The 15,917-nt window shown below is 64.9% G+C and carries 11 protein-coding genes; 5 read left to right on the forward strand and 6 right to left on the reverse strand.

Annotation, left to right across the window (positions count from 1 at the left end):
- The first annotated feature begins 531 nt into the window (after positions 1-531).
- Entirely contained in the window at positions 532-1,719 is a 1,188-nt protein-coding gene (locus BRC58_05705) for a hypothetical protein (protein ID PSP17571.1), read from the forward strand.
- On the opposite strand, the gene BRC58_05710 is transcribed toward BRC58_05705, so the two are convergent.
- Positions 1,716-2,399 (reverse strand): transcriptional regulator, encoded by a 684-nt coding sequence (locus tag BRC58_05710; protein PSP17610.1) that lies wholly within the window; start codon positions 2,397-2,399, stop codon positions 1,716-1,718. The genes BRC58_05705 and BRC58_05710 overlap by 4 nt on opposite strands.
- A 184-nt stretch (positions 2,400-2,583) precedes the next feature.
- Here BRC58_05710 and BRC58_05715 point away from each other — a divergent pair, with 184 nt between their 5' ends.
- Positions 2,584-3,048, forward strand: a complete 465-nt coding sequence (locus BRC58_05715) for a RecX family transcriptional regulator (protein ID PSP17572.1) — start codon at positions 2,584-2,586, stop codon at positions 3,046-3,048.
- A gap of 15 nt (positions 3,049-3,063) precedes the next feature.
- Here the strand turns inward: BRC58_05715 and BRC58_05720 are convergent, their stop codons facing one another.
- Both BRC58_05720 and mviN read right to left on the reverse strand, forming a co-directional pair.
- The gene (locus BRC58_05720; protein ID PSP17573.1) at positions 3,064-7,083 is read right to left on the reverse strand and encodes a magnesium chelatase subunit H; all 4,020 of its coding nucleotides are present in this window, start codon (positions 7,081-7,083) and stop codon (positions 3,064-3,066) included.
- Between the two features lie 204 nt (positions 7,084-7,287).
- Positions 7,288-8,907, reverse strand: a complete 1,620-nt coding sequence (mviN, locus tag BRC58_05725) for a murein biosynthesis integral membrane protein MurJ (protein ID PSP17574.1) — start codon at positions 8,905-8,907, stop codon at positions 7,288-7,290.
- 43 nt (positions 8,908-8,950) lie between these two features.
- On the opposite strand from mviN, the gene BRC58_05730 reads away from it, so the two are divergent.
- Both BRC58_05730 and ppnK read left to right on the forward strand, forming a co-directional pair.
- The gene (locus BRC58_05730; protein PSP17575.1) at positions 8,951-9,700 is read left to right on the forward strand and encodes a DNA/RNA nuclease SfsA; all 750 of its coding nucleotides are present in this window, start codon (positions 8,951-8,953) and stop codon (positions 9,698-9,700) included.
- A 49-nt stretch (positions 9,701-9,749) separates the two neighbouring features.
- Complete coding sequence (gene ppnK / locus BRC58_05735) at positions 9,750-10,670, forward strand: NAD(+) kinase (GenBank protein PSP17576.1); 921 nt, start codon at positions 9,750-9,752, stop codon at positions 10,668-10,670.
- On the opposite strand, the gene BRC58_05740 is transcribed toward ppnK, so the two are convergent.
- Together BRC58_05740 and BRC58_05745 are read right to left on the reverse strand one after the other, a co-directional pair.
- Positions 10,667-12,625, reverse strand: coding sequence for a hypothetical protein (locus BRC58_05740; protein ID PSP17577.1), 1,959 nt, complete (start codon positions 12,623-12,625; stop codon positions 10,667-10,669). The two genes, ppnK and BRC58_05740, sit on opposite strands and share 4 nt — an antisense overlap.
- A 49-nt stretch (positions 12,626-12,674) precedes the next feature.
- Positions 12,675-13,574: an Hsp33 family molecular chaperone HslO gene (locus BRC58_05745; protein ID PSP17578.1), complete on the reverse strand. Its 900-nt coding sequence runs from the start codon at positions 13,572-13,574 to the stop codon at positions 12,675-12,677.
- 112 nt (positions 13,575-13,686) lie between these two features.
- Between BRC58_05745 and BRC58_05750 the strand changes: the two genes are divergently transcribed.
- Positions 13,687-14,067 carry a hypothetical protein gene (locus tag BRC58_05750; GenBank protein ID PSP17579.1) on the forward strand — a complete coding sequence of 127 codons (381 nt, stop codon included), beginning with the start codon at positions 13,687-13,689 and terminating at the stop codon, positions 14,065-14,067.
- Positions 14,068-14,071: 4 nt separating this feature from the next.
- Here BRC58_05750 and BRC58_05755 read toward each other — a convergent pair whose 3' ends face one another.
- Entirely contained in the window at positions 14,072-15,886 is a 1,815-nt protein-coding gene (locus tag BRC58_05755) for a LuxR family transcriptional regulator (protein ID PSP17580.1), read from the reverse strand.
- Between the last annotated feature and the right edge of the window lie 31 nt (positions 15,887-15,917).

Consider the following 15,917-nt stretch of genomic DNA (forward strand, 5'->3'; position numbering starts at 1 on the left):
TCCTCGTAGTTTATGCACTAGATCGCGATCCCCGAAACTCCCTCAATATGGGAGTCATGTTCTTTGGTGGGCGTGCATCTGCTGCTCAAATTGGTATCAGTCCCGGTCGTGGGCCGTCGAGCGACGCCGATGCCGGCTCCGCGCCCGGCGGCGATCGCATCAGCCGCGGTAGTGATCGCGGCGAGGCCGCATCGGCCGGCTACCGGGGCTTCCAGACCGAGTTCGATCAAAGCCAGGCCCAGCGCTCGGCCCCCGACCCCCAGCTGGTCATGCGGCTGCGCGCGCAGGCGCCCGGCTGGGCGCGCGTGTTGGCCTTCGATCGCTACACGGGGCGGGGCTGGGAGGTCACCGCCGAGCGGCCCGGCCGGCGATTGCGGCGGCCGGCGAGCTCCTACCGCTTTCGCCTGGCGCCGCCTGCCACGACGGCGCCAACGCGCGAGATCGTCCAGACCTATACCGTCATACCAATTCTCGTGGCTTGTGCACTAGATTCCGATCTCTGGAACTCCCTCAATATGGGAGTCATGCTGTTTGGCAAGCGTGCATCTGCTGCTCAAATTGGTATCACGGCGGCACTGCCTGCCTTCATTCCGGCGTTTGGCCCCCCCCCAGGAGCTGTTCTTTCCCAGCAAGGCCATCGCCCGCGATGCGCTGGGCAACCTGCAATCGCCAGCGCCGCTAAGCGAGGGCCTGACCTACACTGCCATCTCGCGCGTGCCGCTGCGCGATCGCGCCCGCTTGCGCGCGGCCCCCGAGCGCCACCCCGATGGCATTGCCAAGCGCTATTTGCAGCTGCCGGCCGGTATCCGCGAACGGGTGCGGGCGCGCGCCCAGTCGCTGCTGGCCGAGGCCGACCGGCCGCTGGAATCGGCCTACGAACGGGCGCTTTTCCCGGCGCAGGCGCTCAAGCAAACCTACCGCCTTCAGGCCGAGCAGCCGCCGCTGCCCCCCGAGGCCGATTTGGTCGAGGCATTCTTGTTTCGCCGCGAGGGCGGCCGCCCGGACCACTTCGCCACGGTCCTGACCGTCATGCTGCGCTCGCTGGGGATCCCGGCCCGCTTGGCCACAGGCTTTAGCAGTGATCGGTTCAACCCGCTCACTGGCTTCTACCTCATCCGCAACACGGATGCCCATGCCTTGACAGAGGTCTATTTCCCTGGCCAAGGCTGGTTCGCCTTCGACCCCATTCCCGGCCACCCGCTGGTGCCGCCCTCGGTTGACGATGCGCGCACTTTTAGCGTGCTGCAGCAGCTCTGGCACGCGATCGCCGGTTGGCTGCCGTCGCCGCTCAAGGGGGTGGCGGCGGCGCTCTGGGCGCGCGCGAGCGACGCGGGCGAGTGGCTCGCGCGCAGCGGGTGGCACCTCGCAGCCGGCTTGGGCACCGCGATCGCGCTGGGGGTAGGCGGCCGATGGGGATGGCAGCAGTTGCACGCTTGGGGCCACGACCGCTGGCTGGCTCAGCATCCGCCGGCCGAGCGCTATTACCGACAGGCGCTGGCAGCGCTCGCCCGTCGGGGTCATCCCAAGCGGCCGGCCCAAACGCCGCTGGAGTACGAGCAGCAGCTGCGGCAGCACCTACCGGCGGTGGCCCGCCACTTTGAGGCCCTCGCGCGCGCTTACGGGCACTGGCGCTACGGCCATCGCAAGCCTGCGCCATCGGTGCTAGCCCGCGAGCTGCGATCGCTGCGCCAGTGCCTCAGGCACAAGCGCGCTCGCTAGAGACCGCCCGCCAAGTGCGAGAGCTGCTTGAGGTTGGTCAGATAGAGCGTGTGCGTGCTGCCATCGAGCTCCACCCAGCCCTTTTGCTGAAACTTGGCGAATGCCTTGCGGGTCTCGTCGCAGTCAATATCGGCGAGATCGGCAAAGGCCTTGTCGCTGGCGTGGAAAATGGCTGTCCCTTCCTCAGTGGGAATGCCGCAGCGCTCGGCCAGGGTCGTTAAGAGGTAAGCGAGCTTGACGGTGGGGGGCTGGTGGTTTAGCTGGGCCTGGGTATGGCACTCGCGCAGCCGCCGCACCATCAGCTGCAGCAGTTTGTGATGGAGCTGGATGTCTCTAAATAGAGTCTGGATGAAGCGCTGGGCCGAAACGCTTAGCACGCAGGTATCGTACAGCGCGATCGCGTCGCTACCGCGCAGGGGCTCATCCAAAATGGCACTTTCGCCAAAGAAGTCACTGCGCCCCAGCAGGGCCAGCGTCACGTTGCCTTGTTCCGAGCGGCGCCGAATCTCGACCCAACCCGAGGCAATAAAGTGGACGGCATTGCCCCAATCTTCCTCGGCCACAATGGCCTCGCCCGCCGCGTACTGCTGCTCCTCCGCAACGGCGAGAAACCACTCCAGCGTTTCCGAACTGGCCGCGTTGAACAGCGGAAAAATTTCGCTAAACGCGCTAGCGTCCATCAAAGCCCGCGGCATCGCTTGAGCGCTCTGGCCGTCGCGGTTGCTGGGGACGGCATCGAGTCGGGATAGCGGCGCGCTCGGACAGGACAGCTGGCGGGTTCCATCAGCGATTCGTATCTCCGTGCTGTCATTATAGAGTGCTGCCCGCCCCTCGGGCTGCTGTTGGTGCCTTCTGCGATTGGCGATGGAGTGCCATGCTTACCTGCTCCGCTTGCTAGCGCGGCGCGAGTACAGCGCCCGCGAGCTGGAGCGCAAAGCCCGCCAGCGCGGCTTTGACGCCAGCGACATTGCCGCGGCCCTGGCGCACTTGCAGCAGCAGGGCGAGCAATGGGATGCTGAGGTGGCCGAGGCTATCATCCGCCACGGTCAGGGCCGCTACGGCAAGCCGGCCCTGCGGCACAAGTGCCGGGCCAAAGGCATCGACGCCGAGACTTTCGAGCGCGCCTGGGCCGAGCTGGCTGATGCGATGGCGGCCGAGCCCCTATTGGGCCTCAAAGCGCAGGTACAGCGCAAGTACGGCATCCGCGACTTTCGTTACCTGGACCGCAAGACCAAGGCTAAGCTAGCCCGTTTCCTGCAGTACCGGGGCTTTAACCCCGGTACTGTCCTGGCGCAGTGGCAAGCGCAGGCCGAGCGCGAGCCCGACTGAGCCCCGGGCGCACCGCTATTCGATGCCTTCGATGCGATCTTCGGCTTGCTGGTAGAGCTCGCGCAGGCGCTCCAGGTTTTCCTCGCTGGTCTCCCAATAGCCGCGGCCGTTGAGCTCTAAAAAGGTCTCCACCATGCGGCGGAACGAGTGCGGGTTGAGCTCCATCAGCCGCTGCTGCATTTGCTCGTCGGCAATGAAAGTGGCGTTGGCGTCCTCGTAGATCCAGTTATCCACCGCATCCGAGGTCGCCGACCACCCCATGGTGTGAACCAGCCGCTTGGAGAGCTCGCGCACGCCTTCGTAGCCGTGGCTGAGCATGCCTTCGTACCACTTGGGATTGAGCATCTTGGTGCGGGAATCCAGGCGCACGGTCTCGGAGAGCGTGCGCACCTGCGCGTTGGCGGTCGTGGTATCGGCGATGTAGGACGCCGGGGCTTTGCCATCGTCGCGCAGGCTGCTGATGGCCTTGGTAGGGTCAGAGTCGAAGTAGTGGGAGACGTCGCTGAGGCTGATCTCAGAGGAATCGAGGTTCTGGAAGGAGACATCGGCCGTTTTGAGCGCCGATTCGTAGAGCTCGCGGTTCTGCTGGGCCGTGCCCGGGCTGTCAGCGGAGAAGGCGAACGACTTGCGCTTGAGGAACATCTCGCGCAGCTCCGATTCGTCCTCCCAGCTGCTGTTTTCCACCGCCAAGCTGACGTTGGCTGAGTACGAGCCCGAGGCATTGGAAAAGACCCGCGTGGCGGCCTCGCGAATGTTGACCCCCATTTGCTCGGCTTGCTCCTGAGCGTGCTTTCGCACGAAGTTCCATGCCAGTGGCTCGGGGGCTTCGGCGGCCATTTTGACCGCCCGATCCAGCAAGCTCATCTGGTTGAGGAACAGATCGCGGAATACCCCCGAGCAGGTGATGACGACATCAATGCGGGGGCGGCCCAGCTCCTCCAGCGTGATGAGCTCGAGCTTGTTGACCCGGCCTAGGTTGTCCGGTACGGGTTTGACCCCCACCAGCCACAGCATTTGAGCCAGGGATTCGCCGTAGGTTTTGATGTTGTCGGTGCCCCAGAGGGTGCAGGCGATGGTTTCGGGGTACTGGCCGCCGTTATCGTGCCAGTGGCGCTCGATCAGCCGCTCCACCACGGTTTTGGCCGAGCGGACGGCGGCGGCGGTGGGGATGGATTGGGGATCGAGGGCGTGGATGTTTTTGCCAGTGGGCAGCACGTTGGGGTTGCGGATGGGATCGCCGCCCGGCCCGGGCAGGATGTATTCGCCTTCGAGGCCTTTGAGCAGCGCGCCCAGCTCGTTGTCCGCCACAATCTGCTGCAGGCAGTACTCCAGGTACTCGAACAGCGGCTCGAGCTTGTCGGCATCCACTTGGGTGTAGCCCTGCTGGTGCAGCGCTTCCAGCCAAGGGGCCTTTTTGCCCGGCTTGAGCCACTCGAGGCCCAGGCGGCGGCTCATGCGGCCCTCGCTGTCTGCTTGCGCGCGCACCAGCGCCCCGACGGCCTCGTTGGTGGCGCGCTCGATATCGCGCAGCAGCTGGACGTCGTCGAGCTGGCCGCGGTTGCTGTTTTTGTACACCTCGTCGATGTCGCGCCCCAGGCTCTCGGCGATCGTGCGCGGCAGGCCCTGGATGCCGTCTTCCTCGCGGTCCAAGCTGGCGATGTTGACCAGGCTGGCGATCGCTTCCTCGGCCGTTGGGGGCTTGCCGATGACGTGCAGCCCGCAGGGCAGCAACCGCGAGGCGATCTCCATCAGCTGCTTGTAGACCTTGCCGATGAAGGCATCGCGCGCTTCGGCGCTCAGGTGCTCGGCATCGGTCTCGGGCAGCTCGATGTCTTTGTCCAGGTTTACCTGCCGGCACTTGTCGGCGATGGTGTTAACGATTTGGGTGCCTTGCTCGCTGTCTTTGAGCGATTGGTAGGAGCCCACCAGCTCCTCCAGCTCCTGGAGCCCTTTGTAGAGGCCGGCATTTTCGGCCGGCGGAGTCAGGTAGGAGATGGTCTCGGCATAGCTGCGGCGCTTGGCGATGGTCGCCTCGCTGGGGTTGTTGGCGGCGTAGTAGTAGAGGTTGGGGATGGAGCCAATGAGGTTGTCGGGGTAGCACTCGCCCGACATGCCCATCTGCTTGCCGGGCATGAACTCCAGCGAGCCGTGGGTGCCAAAGTGCAGCACGGCGTCGGCTTCCCAGATGTTTTCCAGGTAGGTGTAGTAGGCGGCGAAGCCGTGGTGGGGGCTGGCCGAGTTGGAGAACAGCAGCCGCATGGGGTCCCCTTCGTAGCCGAAGGTGGGCTGAACGCCGATGAAGACGTTGCCAAAGTGCTTGCCGTAGACCAGCAGGTTCTGGCCGTCGCTGTTGATCTCGCCGGGCGGCGGCCCCCAGTTTTGCTCCAGGCGCTCGGCGTAGGGCGTCAGCCGCTCGTACTCGGTGGTGGGCATGCGGTAAGCCACGTTGAGCTCGGGGCTCTGGTACTGGGCCTGCAGGTCGTGGATGACTGCCTGCATCAGCTCCTGCGGCGAGTCGGGCATGCCCTCGATGGTGTAGCCGTTGTGCTGGAGGGCCTTCATGACCTCGTAGATGCTGCTAAAGACATCGAGGTAGGCAGCAGTGCCCACGTTGCCCTTGTCGGGCGGGAAGCTAAAGACGGTGATGGCCACCCGCTTCTGGTGCTTGGGCTTTCGGCGCAGGTTGGCCCATTTGAGGGCGCGCTTGGCAATGGCCTCGACGCGATCTTGCAGCGCGATCGCCCGGCCGGTATTGCCGTCGCGGCCCGAGACCACAATGGGCTCAATGCCGCCATCCAGCTCGGGGATGGCGATCTGGAGCGCCACTTGCACCGGGTGAACGCCCAGCTCGCTCTCTTCCCACTCCTCGGTGGTTTGAAACACCAGCGGCAGCGTCACCATGTAGGGCCGATTGAGCTGCCGCAGCGACTCGATGGCTTTGGGATGGTCCTGTCGGGCCGGGCCGCCCACCAGGGCAAAGCCGGTCAGCGAGACGACCGCATCCACCGCCGGCATGGGCTTGACGCTGTTGGCGGAGTGGTCCCAGAAATAGCTATCGACCGGCTTGGAGAAATCCAGCCCGCCGGCAAAGATAGGCAGCACGCGCGCGCCGCGCGCTTCCAGCTCCGAGACCACCGCCACGTAGTGGGCATCGTCGCCCGTGACCAGGTGGGTGCGCTGCACCACCAGCCCAATGCAGGGCGTGAGCGGATCTTTGAGGTCGTCGCCAATATCCTGGCGGCTGTTGTACCACTGGCGGTACTCGTCGAGATCCTCGAACATGCGGGGCGCGAGCGGGTGCCAGATGCCCATGTCGGGATAGACCACCGGCTCCTGGTAAGCCACCACCGGCTCGCTCTTACTGGCACCTTCCGCGTCGCTCTCGCTTTCATTGGAGAGGACGTATTTATCCGCCAGCATGAGCAGAAAGTTCTCCAGGTTCTGGGGCGATCCGCCCAGCCAGTACTGGAACGCCAGCATGAAGTTGCGCGCGTCCTGCGCTTTGTCCACAGGCAAGTACTTGAGGACCTTGGGCAGGGTCTGCAGCATTTTCAGCATGCCCTCCTGAAAGGAGGCCCCCTGCTTCTCCTTGCGCTTGCGCATGAACTGGGCGATGGCATTTTTGGACTGGCCCAGTTGCGCCATGGAGAAGCTGCCCAGCTTGTTGAGGCGCATGACCTCCGGCATGGAGGGGAAAACGATGGCCGCATCGAGCGAGTCGCGGTAGGGCGAGACGGCCTCAACCACTTTCTCGGCCAAGTCCTCGATGAAAATCAGCGAGCCGATGAAGATGTTGGCCTCGGCAATGTCCTGCTGGAAGCGTTCGTAGTTGTCGGGATCGCGCAGCTCCTCGATCAGGTAGCCGCTGACCTCCACTGCCACGTTGGGGTTGTTGCGATCGATGGAGCGGACCGCGCTGGAGATTGCGCTCTGGTACTGGGGCTCGAGCACGACGTAGACCACTTTGACCAGCACGCGCCCGTTGAGCTGCTCGGGCTCGATGTGGCGGATGGCGGACTTGACCTGGGTAAACATGCGGTGTTTCTCCTTGCCTCGGCAATCGCTGCGTGCGTGGGGTGCAAAGTGCGACGGCGCTCGCTTCCAAACTAGCTGGCGCCGGTCCAGATCCGTTCGTTACATTTATTTACTTTTAGCAAACGGTTGCGGGCAGAGCCAGCGCCAGCCCTGGCGTTTGCAACATTTCGATAAACAGGCTTGACGGCCGGCGCGGCCGCTCGGTCAATGGCCGCGCGACAGGCGCTGGCGCAGGCGCGCCTCCAGCTGCGCCAGCTCGGGCAGTCCCAACCGTTTGGCTAGCACCACAAAAACCGCCAGGATGGCCGCCGATCCCGTGGCAAGCTGCACCAGCTGCAGCCCCAAACCGTCACTGCCGAGCTGGCTGGCCCAGCCCCAGCGCACGGCGCCCCCCACCAGGCCGGCCGCCAGGGCACTGCCAGCGAGTGCCAGCAGCAGCCGCCCCCAAGCCAGCAGCGGCAGTCCGCCAATTTTGCGGTGCAGCACGGCCAGCAGCAGCCCCATCGAGATCAGGTTGACGCCCAGGGTGGCCAGCACCAGCCCCGGCGTCTCCAGCACTTGCACTAGCCCGTAGTCGAGCGCGGCATTGACGCCAATGTTGGCAGCGCTGATGCGAAACGGCGTGGTGCCATCCCCTAGGGCATAAAACACGCGCACCAGCACATCGCGCCCCAGATAGAAAAACATCCCCAGCCCGTAGGCCGCCATGACGGGGGCCACAATGGCCAGGGCTTGGGCATCAAAGGCATAGCGCTGGTAGACAATGCCCACTACTGGCTCGGCCAGCACCACAAACACGGCACTGAGCGGCAGCATTGTCAGGGCCGTCAGCAGCAGTCCCTGGCGGATGCGGGTTTTGAGCTCGCCCCAGTTCTCGGGGGCAGCCAGCCGCGAAAACACTGGCAGGAGCGGCACCAGGATGGCATTGGATAAGATGCCCAGCGGGGTGAGCACGATCAGGTTGGCGTATTTCATGGCAGCGGCGGCATGGCTGATGTAGGAGGCAAAAAACATGTCGGTGTAGACATTAATTTGCAGCATGCCGGCCGATAGCGCTGCCGGCCCCATGATGCGCAGCACCTCGCGCACTCCAGAATGGCGCCAGTTCAACCGCGGGCGCAGCTTCCCCAGCCCGGCGCGCCATTGGGCGATCACCTGCATCAGCCACTGCCAAAACGCCCCGGCCAGGGTGCCGCCGGCCAGCACCATCCCGCCCAGGCGGGCGTACTCGGGCTCGGCCACCTGCTCGCCCAATACAAACGCCAAACCGCCCAAGCCCAGCCCAATCGCCAGGTTGGAAAACAGCGGACTGATGCTGGGCAGCCAGTAGCGATTGGCGGCATTGAGGGTGCCAAAGCCAATGCCGATCAGCCCGGCCAGCAGGGCCATGGGCGCCATGATGCGCAGCTGCTGCACGGCGATGGCGCGCACCTGCGCGCGCTCGGGGTCGGCACTGAGCCCGGGCGCCACCAGATCGATAAAAGCGTCGGCAAAGGCAATCAGCACGACCACCACCACCAGCAGCAGGAGGCTGACCAAGGTGGTGACGCTCTCCACCAGCGGCGCGGCCTGGGCGCGATCGCGACGCGAGAGCACGCTCACCAGGGCGCTGTGGAACGGGCCGTTGATCCCGCCCAGCAGAATCAGCAAAAAGCCGGGGATGATGTAGGCATACGCGTAGGCATTGACCACCGGGCCAACGCCAAACGCGGCAGCAATGGCGACCTCGCGCAGCAGGCCGGAAGCTTTACTCAGGGCAGTCGCAACTGCCACAATTCCGGCAATACCGGCGATGGAGCGCTTGGGTGGAGAGCGATCGGCCATACCCCGGCACGGCGCCGACAGCGGCATCCTGACATTCTGCGCCATGGCAAACGAGCCCATCTACCGCTATCCGCCGCTGGTCGCTGGCACCCTAGTGCGCCGCTACAAGCGCTTTCTGGCCGAGGTCGCGCTGGAGTCGGGCGAAACGGTGGTGGCGCACTGCCCCAATACCGGTCCCATGACCGGCATCAGCACGCCCGGGCAACCCGTTCGCCTCTCCTACAGCACCAATCCCCGGCGCAAGCTCGCCTACACCTGGGAGCTGATCTGGGTGGCCGACGCGCAGCCCACCTGGGTTGGGGTCAACACCAGCTTGCCCAATCGCATCGTCAAGCTGGCGCTGCAGCAGGGATGCCTACCGAAGCTGGCCCCCTACAGTGATCGCATCCGCAGCGAGGTTGCCTACGGCCGCCAAAGCCGCGCGGATTTTGTACTGGGCGGGGATGGGGACGCACCGCTCTATCTAGAGGTCAAAAGCACCACTTGGACCCAACAGGACGTTGCGCTGTTCCCCGATACTGTGACCCAGCGCGGGCAAAAGCACTTGCGCGAGCTCATGGCGGTGGGGTCGGGAGCGCAAGCTGCAATCCTGTACTTTATCAACCGCGGCGACTGCCCGAAGTTTGCCCCCGGTGATCGCGCCGATCCGGCCTACGGCGAGCTCTTGCGGGCAGCCCACGAGCGTGGGGTTTGGGTGCTGCCCTACCGCTTCGACATTGCGCCTGAGGGGATCCGCTATCTGGGCCGCGCCAGCTTCCAACCCAGCCAGCCCCCATTGCCCCAAAAGCGCTAACCGCGCCGGGCGGCGCGGCATCGAGCCGAGCGTCGAGAGGTAAACGGCCGTGCGACTCCGGCAAGCCATCGTGGCTTACAAAGCAGGCGATTCCAGCAGCCAGGCTTGGGCGCAAGCCTGCAAGCAGGCCCTGGAGCAGCGCCACTGTCAGGTCTGGCTGGGCGCGAGCGGCCCCGAGGCCAACCCCTACCCTGCGTTTTTAGCCCAGGCGAGCGCCCCCATCGATCTGGCCATCGTGTTGGGCGGCGATGGCACAGTCCTGACGGCCGCGCGGCAACTGGCCCTGGCGCGCGTTCCCATCCTGGCGGTTAATGTGGGCGGTCACTTGGGGTTTTTGACCGACCCCTGCGAGGTGCTGCAACCCCCCGAGCAGGCTTTGGAGCGCTTGGCAGCGGATGCCTACACCTGCCAGCAGCGGATGATGCTGGAAGCGCGCTTGCTCGAAGGCGATCGCCACCAGCCCCAGGCAGCTAGCGAGCGCTTTCTCTGCCTCAACGAGATGGGGATCAAACCCGCCGGCCTGGACCGCATGCCCACTGCAACGCTGGCCATGACCGTCGATGGCGAGGCCGTCGACCGCTACCAGGGCGATGGCTTGCTCGTCGCCACGCCCACTGGCTCCACCTGCTATACGGCCGCGGCCAACGGCCCCATCTTGCACCCGGCCATGGAGGCGATTGCCGTCACGCCCATCTGTCCGCTGAGCTTATCGAGCCGTCCCGTGGTCATCCCGCCCAACTCGACCGTTTGCGTCTGGCCGATTGGGGAAGGCGCGCAGTACACCAAGCTCTGGAGCGATGGCGTGCTGGCCAGCGGGATCCAACCCGGCCAGTGGATCGCCATCCGACGCACGGATTGCTCGGCCCAACTCCTGCTGCTGCGCGATCGGCCCTCGTTCTACCAGACCCTGCGCGACAAGCTGCAATGGGGCAGCGCCCGCCTCGGCGGCGAGGAACGCAGCTCGGATTAAGGCGATGAGCCTATCTCCGACGGGCGAACCGGTTCGGGACCGGGGGGCTCTGGCATATCGCGCGGCTCCGATTGGGATTGTTGGGATTGCCCTTGTGAGGATTGCTGCTGCTGGCGCTGTTGTTGCTGCTGCTGCTGGCGCCGTTGCCGGCGCTGTTGTCGCTGCTGGCGCTGCTGCCGCGCCCGAATGGCACTCAGGCGCTGCTGCCAGTCTTGAATCCGGGCGCTGGCCTGGCCGTGGAGGGGCTGGCCGCGCCCGATCTGTTGGGCAACATTGATAGCCTGCTGGTATTTGCCCGCATTGGCGAGGCGCTTGGCGCGATTGAGGCGACCGCGGTTTTTGACGCGCTGAATTTTGGCACGCCACTGGCGGATGTTGGCCTGCGCCTCTTGATGCAGGGCCTCTCCTGACCCAATATCGCTAGCAATGTCGATCGCGCGCTGCCAGGCACCGACATTGCCGCCTTGGGCCACTGAGGTCGCTCGGTTGAGGATGGGCCGGTTGCGCACCAGCTGGATCTGGTAGCGCCACTCGCCAATTTTGTCTTGGGCTTGCGAGTAGAGGGGACGACCGGCCTCGATCTGGCTGGCAATGTTAATAGCCTGCTGCCAGGCATCCACCGTGCCGCCTTGGGCCACGGATTGGGCTTTGTTGAGAATGGGCCGATCCTGGGCAATTTGGATCTTGCGCCGCCACTTCTGGATTGCCTGCTGGGCCTGCTGGTAGCGCGGATTGGCTTGGGGAACCGAGTCGGCCTTGCTAATGGCGGCTTGCCAGGCATCGATGCCGCCCTCGCTGGCCGTTTCTCGGGCTTGCGAGAGGATTTTGACCCCCTCAATGGCGGCTTGCCAGCGCCCGATGAGGGCTTGCGCGCGATCGTGGAGCGGGCGATCGGGCCCCAGCTGCTTGGCCTTGTCAATGGCCGACTCCAGGCTCGAGACAGTGTTGCGGGCCGCGTCCGTGCCGGCCTCGGCCAGTTGCTTGATGTCGGCAACCTGGGCCTGGGCGTCGGCTGCCTCGGGCAGCGCCCGAGCAATTTCGGCAGCTTGCTGCCAGTTGTACTGCTTGAGGGCGTAGCGGGCTTCGTTGATGAGCTGGTCGGTGGCGCGCGCGATCAGCTGCTGGGCCTCCTGGTGAAAGTAGCTATCCGAGACCAGCTCGCGCGCCCCGCGGATGGCAGCCAGCAGGTTTTGGACGCCGCCTTCCTCCAGTTGGGACTCGGCCTGGGCCAGCTTTTTGCTGTGCTCGCGGGCAGTGTTGATACTCTCGAGGGCCTGCTCGTAGCGCGTCTGCGACCAATACGTATTGTCGATTTGGGCCAGTTGAGCGGCCGAGTCAAAGGCTGAATTCCACTGCCGCTGTTGCACCCGGCGCTCGATTTGGGCTATCAGCTCCTCGCCGCGCGACCAGATCGAGCGCCAGCGCTCGATCCGCTCTGTCATGATGCCATCAACATTGGCCTCATCCGGCAAGCTCGAGCGGGCGATCGTGATCGCCCGCTCGAGCTTGCCGGCCTGGAATTTTTCCTCGGCCAGCGCCAGCATCTGCTGCGCCCAGCGCTGGTAGTTCTGCTGGATCTCGCTCTGGAGCGGGTGGTTGGCCGGGAGCGGCTCCACGAGCGAAAAGGCTCGCCTGAGCCCATCAGCGGTGCCTTGCTGCGCTGCCTCCTGCGCGCAATAGAGGCGCTGCGAGGCCGAGGCAAGCGGCCAAAAGACCACGCTGCAATTGGTCTGCTGCGGGCTGAGCAGGCGTTGGGTTGCCGTGAACCCCAAACCGGCCGAGACAAGGATTACGGTAGTTCCCAGCAAGGGCCAGCTCAGCCAGCGCATCCAGCTGCGGGCCGCTACTGCCGAGCCGGCCGCCGGCTCGGCAGGGCTGTCAGTCCCCGCTTGCTGTTGCGACAGCGACTGACGGATGCGATTGATTCGCTCTTGGCGCTTGCGTTCGCTTGCCATAGGGTTTCCTGGGGCGGGCTGCTAAAGCACCGGATGCCTCGGGCTGCTCTCAGCCCGATTCGGCTTGTAGCTCGGCAATCAAGCCCGCCAAGCGGTCATTGCTAGCGTGGAAAACCGAACCGCAGAAGTGGCACGTTGCCTCAGCTCCCTCATTCTTATCGATCATATCCTGCAACTCGTCGCGCCCCAGCATTTTAAGCGCGCGCAGGAACCGCTCGAAGTTGCAACCGCAGTAGAAGCGCACCATATGCACCTCGGGCAGAATGGTGAGGTCCCAATCGCCCAACAGGGCCTCCAAGATATCGTTTAGTGATCGCCCGGCCCGCAACAGCCCGCTAAAGCTGGATAGCTCGGCAACGCGCGACTCCAGGGTTTGCACCAAGGTTTCGTCGCGAGCGGCCTGGGGCAACACTTGCAGTAGGATGCCGCCTGAGGCGATGACGCCCTCGGCGCTGACAAAGACCCCAACCGATAGGGCTGACGGGGTTTGCTCGGAGTGGGTTAGATAGTAGGTAATGTCTTCGCCCACCTCCCCCGAGACCAGCTCGACGGTACTGGCGTAGGGATAGCCGTATCCCACATCGCGCACGACGTAGAGGTAGCCCGGCGGACCGATGGCACCGCTGACATCGAGCTTGCCCTGCGCGTTGGGCGGTAGCTCGATGGCAGGATTGTCAACGTAGCCGCGCACGGTCCCGTCGGGACCGGCATCCACCAGCAGACCGCCCAACGGCCCGCTCCCTTTGATGCGCAAGTTGACGCGCGCCTCGGGCTGCTTCATGTTGGAAGCTAGCAGCAGGCCGGCCGACATGGCGCGCCCTAGGGCAGCCGTGGCAACGTAAGAGAGCGCGTGCCGATGCTGGGCTTGGGCGGTGAGTTGGGTGGTAATGGTTCCCACTGCTCGAATCCCGCCTTGCGCTGCCGTCGCGCGGATCAACTTATCGGCCATGACCTCGCCACCGAATCGCTGGGCTCTGCACTACTATTTTTATTATTTTAGGTAGGGCTTCCAGCGCGCCGGTTTTGGGTTGGTTGGCCCGGCGTCCGTTCCCCCACCTGCCATGCAAGGCACGTTTCAAAGCAGCCACCTCCGCATCGAGCTCGATGCATCGGCACAGGCCATCGGCGAGCGGTTGTTGGTCCCGCAGAAGCTGCAGCAGTGGCTCTGGCCGCAGCGCTTGCCGGCTGGCTTGCCACCTCGGTTGCAACAAGGCACGACGTTTGCCAGCGGCCTGGGTCCCCTCGCCATTCAGCACGAGGTGCGCCTCGCCCACCCGGGGGGCTTGCAGTTGCGGCTGAGCCAAGCCATCGATGGCTATCAGGAGTGGCGTTGGGGTGAAGGATGGGTGCAGTCCTGCCTTGAGGGCGTCTCGCTACTGCCGCTGGCCGCTCTACAGACCTACAGCCTCCTGCGGCTGCGGCAAGCAGCAGCCGGGCATTGAGGAGTCACTCGCTAAATTGATGGGCGTAGAAGCGCGCGTAGCGCCCGTTTTGGGCCACCAAGCTGTAGTGGGAGCCCGACTCCACAATGCGCCCGCCTTCCAACACCAGGATGCGATCCGCGCTACGCACGGTTGCCAGGCGGTGCGCAATGACTACCACGGTGCGATCGCGGGTGACGCGGGCTAGCGCCTGTTGGACTAGCGCTTCCGATTCGGCATCCAGCGCCGAGGTGGCTTCATCCAGCACCAGCAGGCGCGGATCGGGCCAGATAGCGCGCGCGATCGCCAGGCGCTGTCGCTGCCCGCCCGAAAAGTTGGTGCCGCACTCGCCGATGGGGGTCTGATAGCCCTGCGGCAGCTGCTCGATGAAGGGATGGGCGTTGGCAGTGCGGGCTGCCGCCTCGACCGTTTGGCGATCGAACGCGTGATGTCCGAAGGCAATGTTTTGGGCCACGGTGCCCGAGAACAGCATCGTATCCTGCGGCACGATGCCAATCTGGCGGCGCAAGCTGGCTAGCGTCACAGTCCGAATGTCGGTGCCGTCGATGCGAACGCAGCCGGCTTGGGGGTCGTAGAAGCGCGGCAGCAAATTGACCAGCGTGCTTTTACCAGCACCCGAGCTGCCCACCAGCGCCACGGTTTCGCCCGGCCGGACGCTCAGGTTCAACCCATCCAGCACGGGCGCCCGATCCGCGGCGTAGGCAAAGCGCAGCTGCCGGCACTCCAGCCGCCCCGCCATGGGGGGAAGCGCGATCGCCTCCGGCCGCTCGAGCACGGTGGGCTGCAGCGCCAGCAGTTCCCCGATGCGATCGAGGGAGGCCTCGCTCTGCTTGATGTCGTTGTAGTTGGCCGTGACGATGGCGATGGGGTCAATCAGCATCAAGACCCCTGCGCCGAAGCTAACGAACTCGCTGCTGGTGAGATTGCCCTGCGCGATCTGCCAGGCCCCGAGCAAAAACAGCAGCAGGATGGCGCTGGCCTCCAAAAAGCCCACCACCGGGTACTGGATGGCTTTGAGGCGCTCGGCGGCGTACTGGGCGCGGCGATTGCGCTCGGCCGCCTGCGCGAACCGCTCGGCCGCATAGCCCTCGGCCACAAAAGCCTTGATCGGGCGGATGCCTTGGAAAAACTCCGACAGCATGGCCGAGAGGTCGGCAACGCGATTCTGGCTGCGGCGCGAGTACTGCTTGATGCGCTCGCCAAACCAACCAATGAGCGTGCCCATCAGCGGCGCTAGCACCGAGATGGCGGCGGTAAGCTGCCAGTTGAGATAGACAATGTAGCCAAACACGGCTACCAACTGCAGGCTGCTGGGCAGCAGTTGGCTGGCGATTTTGTTAATGGCCGCGCCCACGCGATCGACATCTTCGGTCAGGCGGTAGCTCAAATCGCCGATGCGTGCCGACTCAAACCAGTCCAGGCTCAGGTGTTGGAGGTGGGTGTAGGTGTCTTGGCGCAGCTGGCGCGCGATCGCCAAAGACGCCCGAGCCGCCAGGCTGTCTTGCCCGTACTGGGCGATTTTTTGCACCAGGAACAACCCCAGCGCCACGCCCAGCAGTTGCGCGCTGCGCGCAATGTTGCCTTGACCGACCGCTTGCGCAAACGGATCGGCCAGCCAGGCCAGCACCGGCCAGAGCGCGACGAACGCTAGCGTGCAGGCCAGCGCCTGGACGAACGTGCGGCGCTGGGGGCGCAGGTACCCCCAAAGCGTTAGGGCATGGGATGCGGGCAAACGGACCAAGGGGCGCTCCGGTGACGGTCGCGGTCTCCAAGCTACCAACCCCAGCGCAGCCGGCGGTTGCCACTGCCGGCGCCCCATGCAAAGTTTGATAGGCGGCGAGCGAGCAAAG

The sequence above is a fragment of the Cyanobacteria bacterium QS_8_64_29 genome (assembly GCA_003022125.1).
Lineage (GTDB): Bacteria > Cyanobacteriota > Cyanobacteriia > Cyanobacteriales > Rubidibacteraceae > QS-8-64-29.

What these genes read in the sequence shown, in the direction of transcription:
- BRC58_05710 (PSP17610.1), bottom strand. Translation starts at nt 2,399, where the DNA reads ATGGACGCTAGCGCGTTTAGCGAAATTTTTCCGCTGTTCAACGCGGCC.
- BRC58_05715 (PSP17572.1), top strand. Translation starts at nt 2,584, where the DNA reads ATGGAGTGCCATGCTTACCTGCTCCGCTTGCTAGCGCGGCGCGAGTAC.
- BRC58_05720 (PSP17573.1), bottom strand. Translation starts at nt 7,083, where the DNA reads ATGTTTACCCAGGTCAAGTCCGCCATCCGCCACATCGAGCCCGAGCAG.
- mviN (PSP17574.1), bottom strand. Translation starts at nt 8,907, where the DNA reads ATGGCCGATCGCTCTCCACCCAAGCGCTCCATCGCCGGTATTGCCGGA.
- BRC58_05730 (PSP17575.1), top strand. Translation starts at nt 8,951, where the DNA reads ATGGCAAACGAGCCCATCTACCGCTATCCGCCGCTGGTCGCTGGCACC.
- BRC58_05740 (PSP17577.1), bottom strand. Translation starts at nt 12,625, where the DNA reads ATGGCAAGCGAACGCAAGCGCCAAGAGCGAATCAATCGCATCCGTCAG.
- BRC58_05745 (PSP17578.1), bottom strand. Translation starts at nt 13,574, where the DNA reads ATGGCCGATAAGTTGATCCGCGCGACGGCAGCGCAAGGCGGGATTCGA.
- BRC58_05750 (PSP17579.1), top strand. Translation starts at nt 13,687, where the DNA reads ATGCAAGGCACGTTTCAAAGCAGCCACCTCCGCATCGAGCTCGATGCA.
- BRC58_05755 (PSP17580.1), bottom strand. Translation starts at nt 15,886, where the DNA reads ATGGGGCGCCGGCAGTGGCAACCGCCGGCTGCGCTGGGGTTGGTAGCT.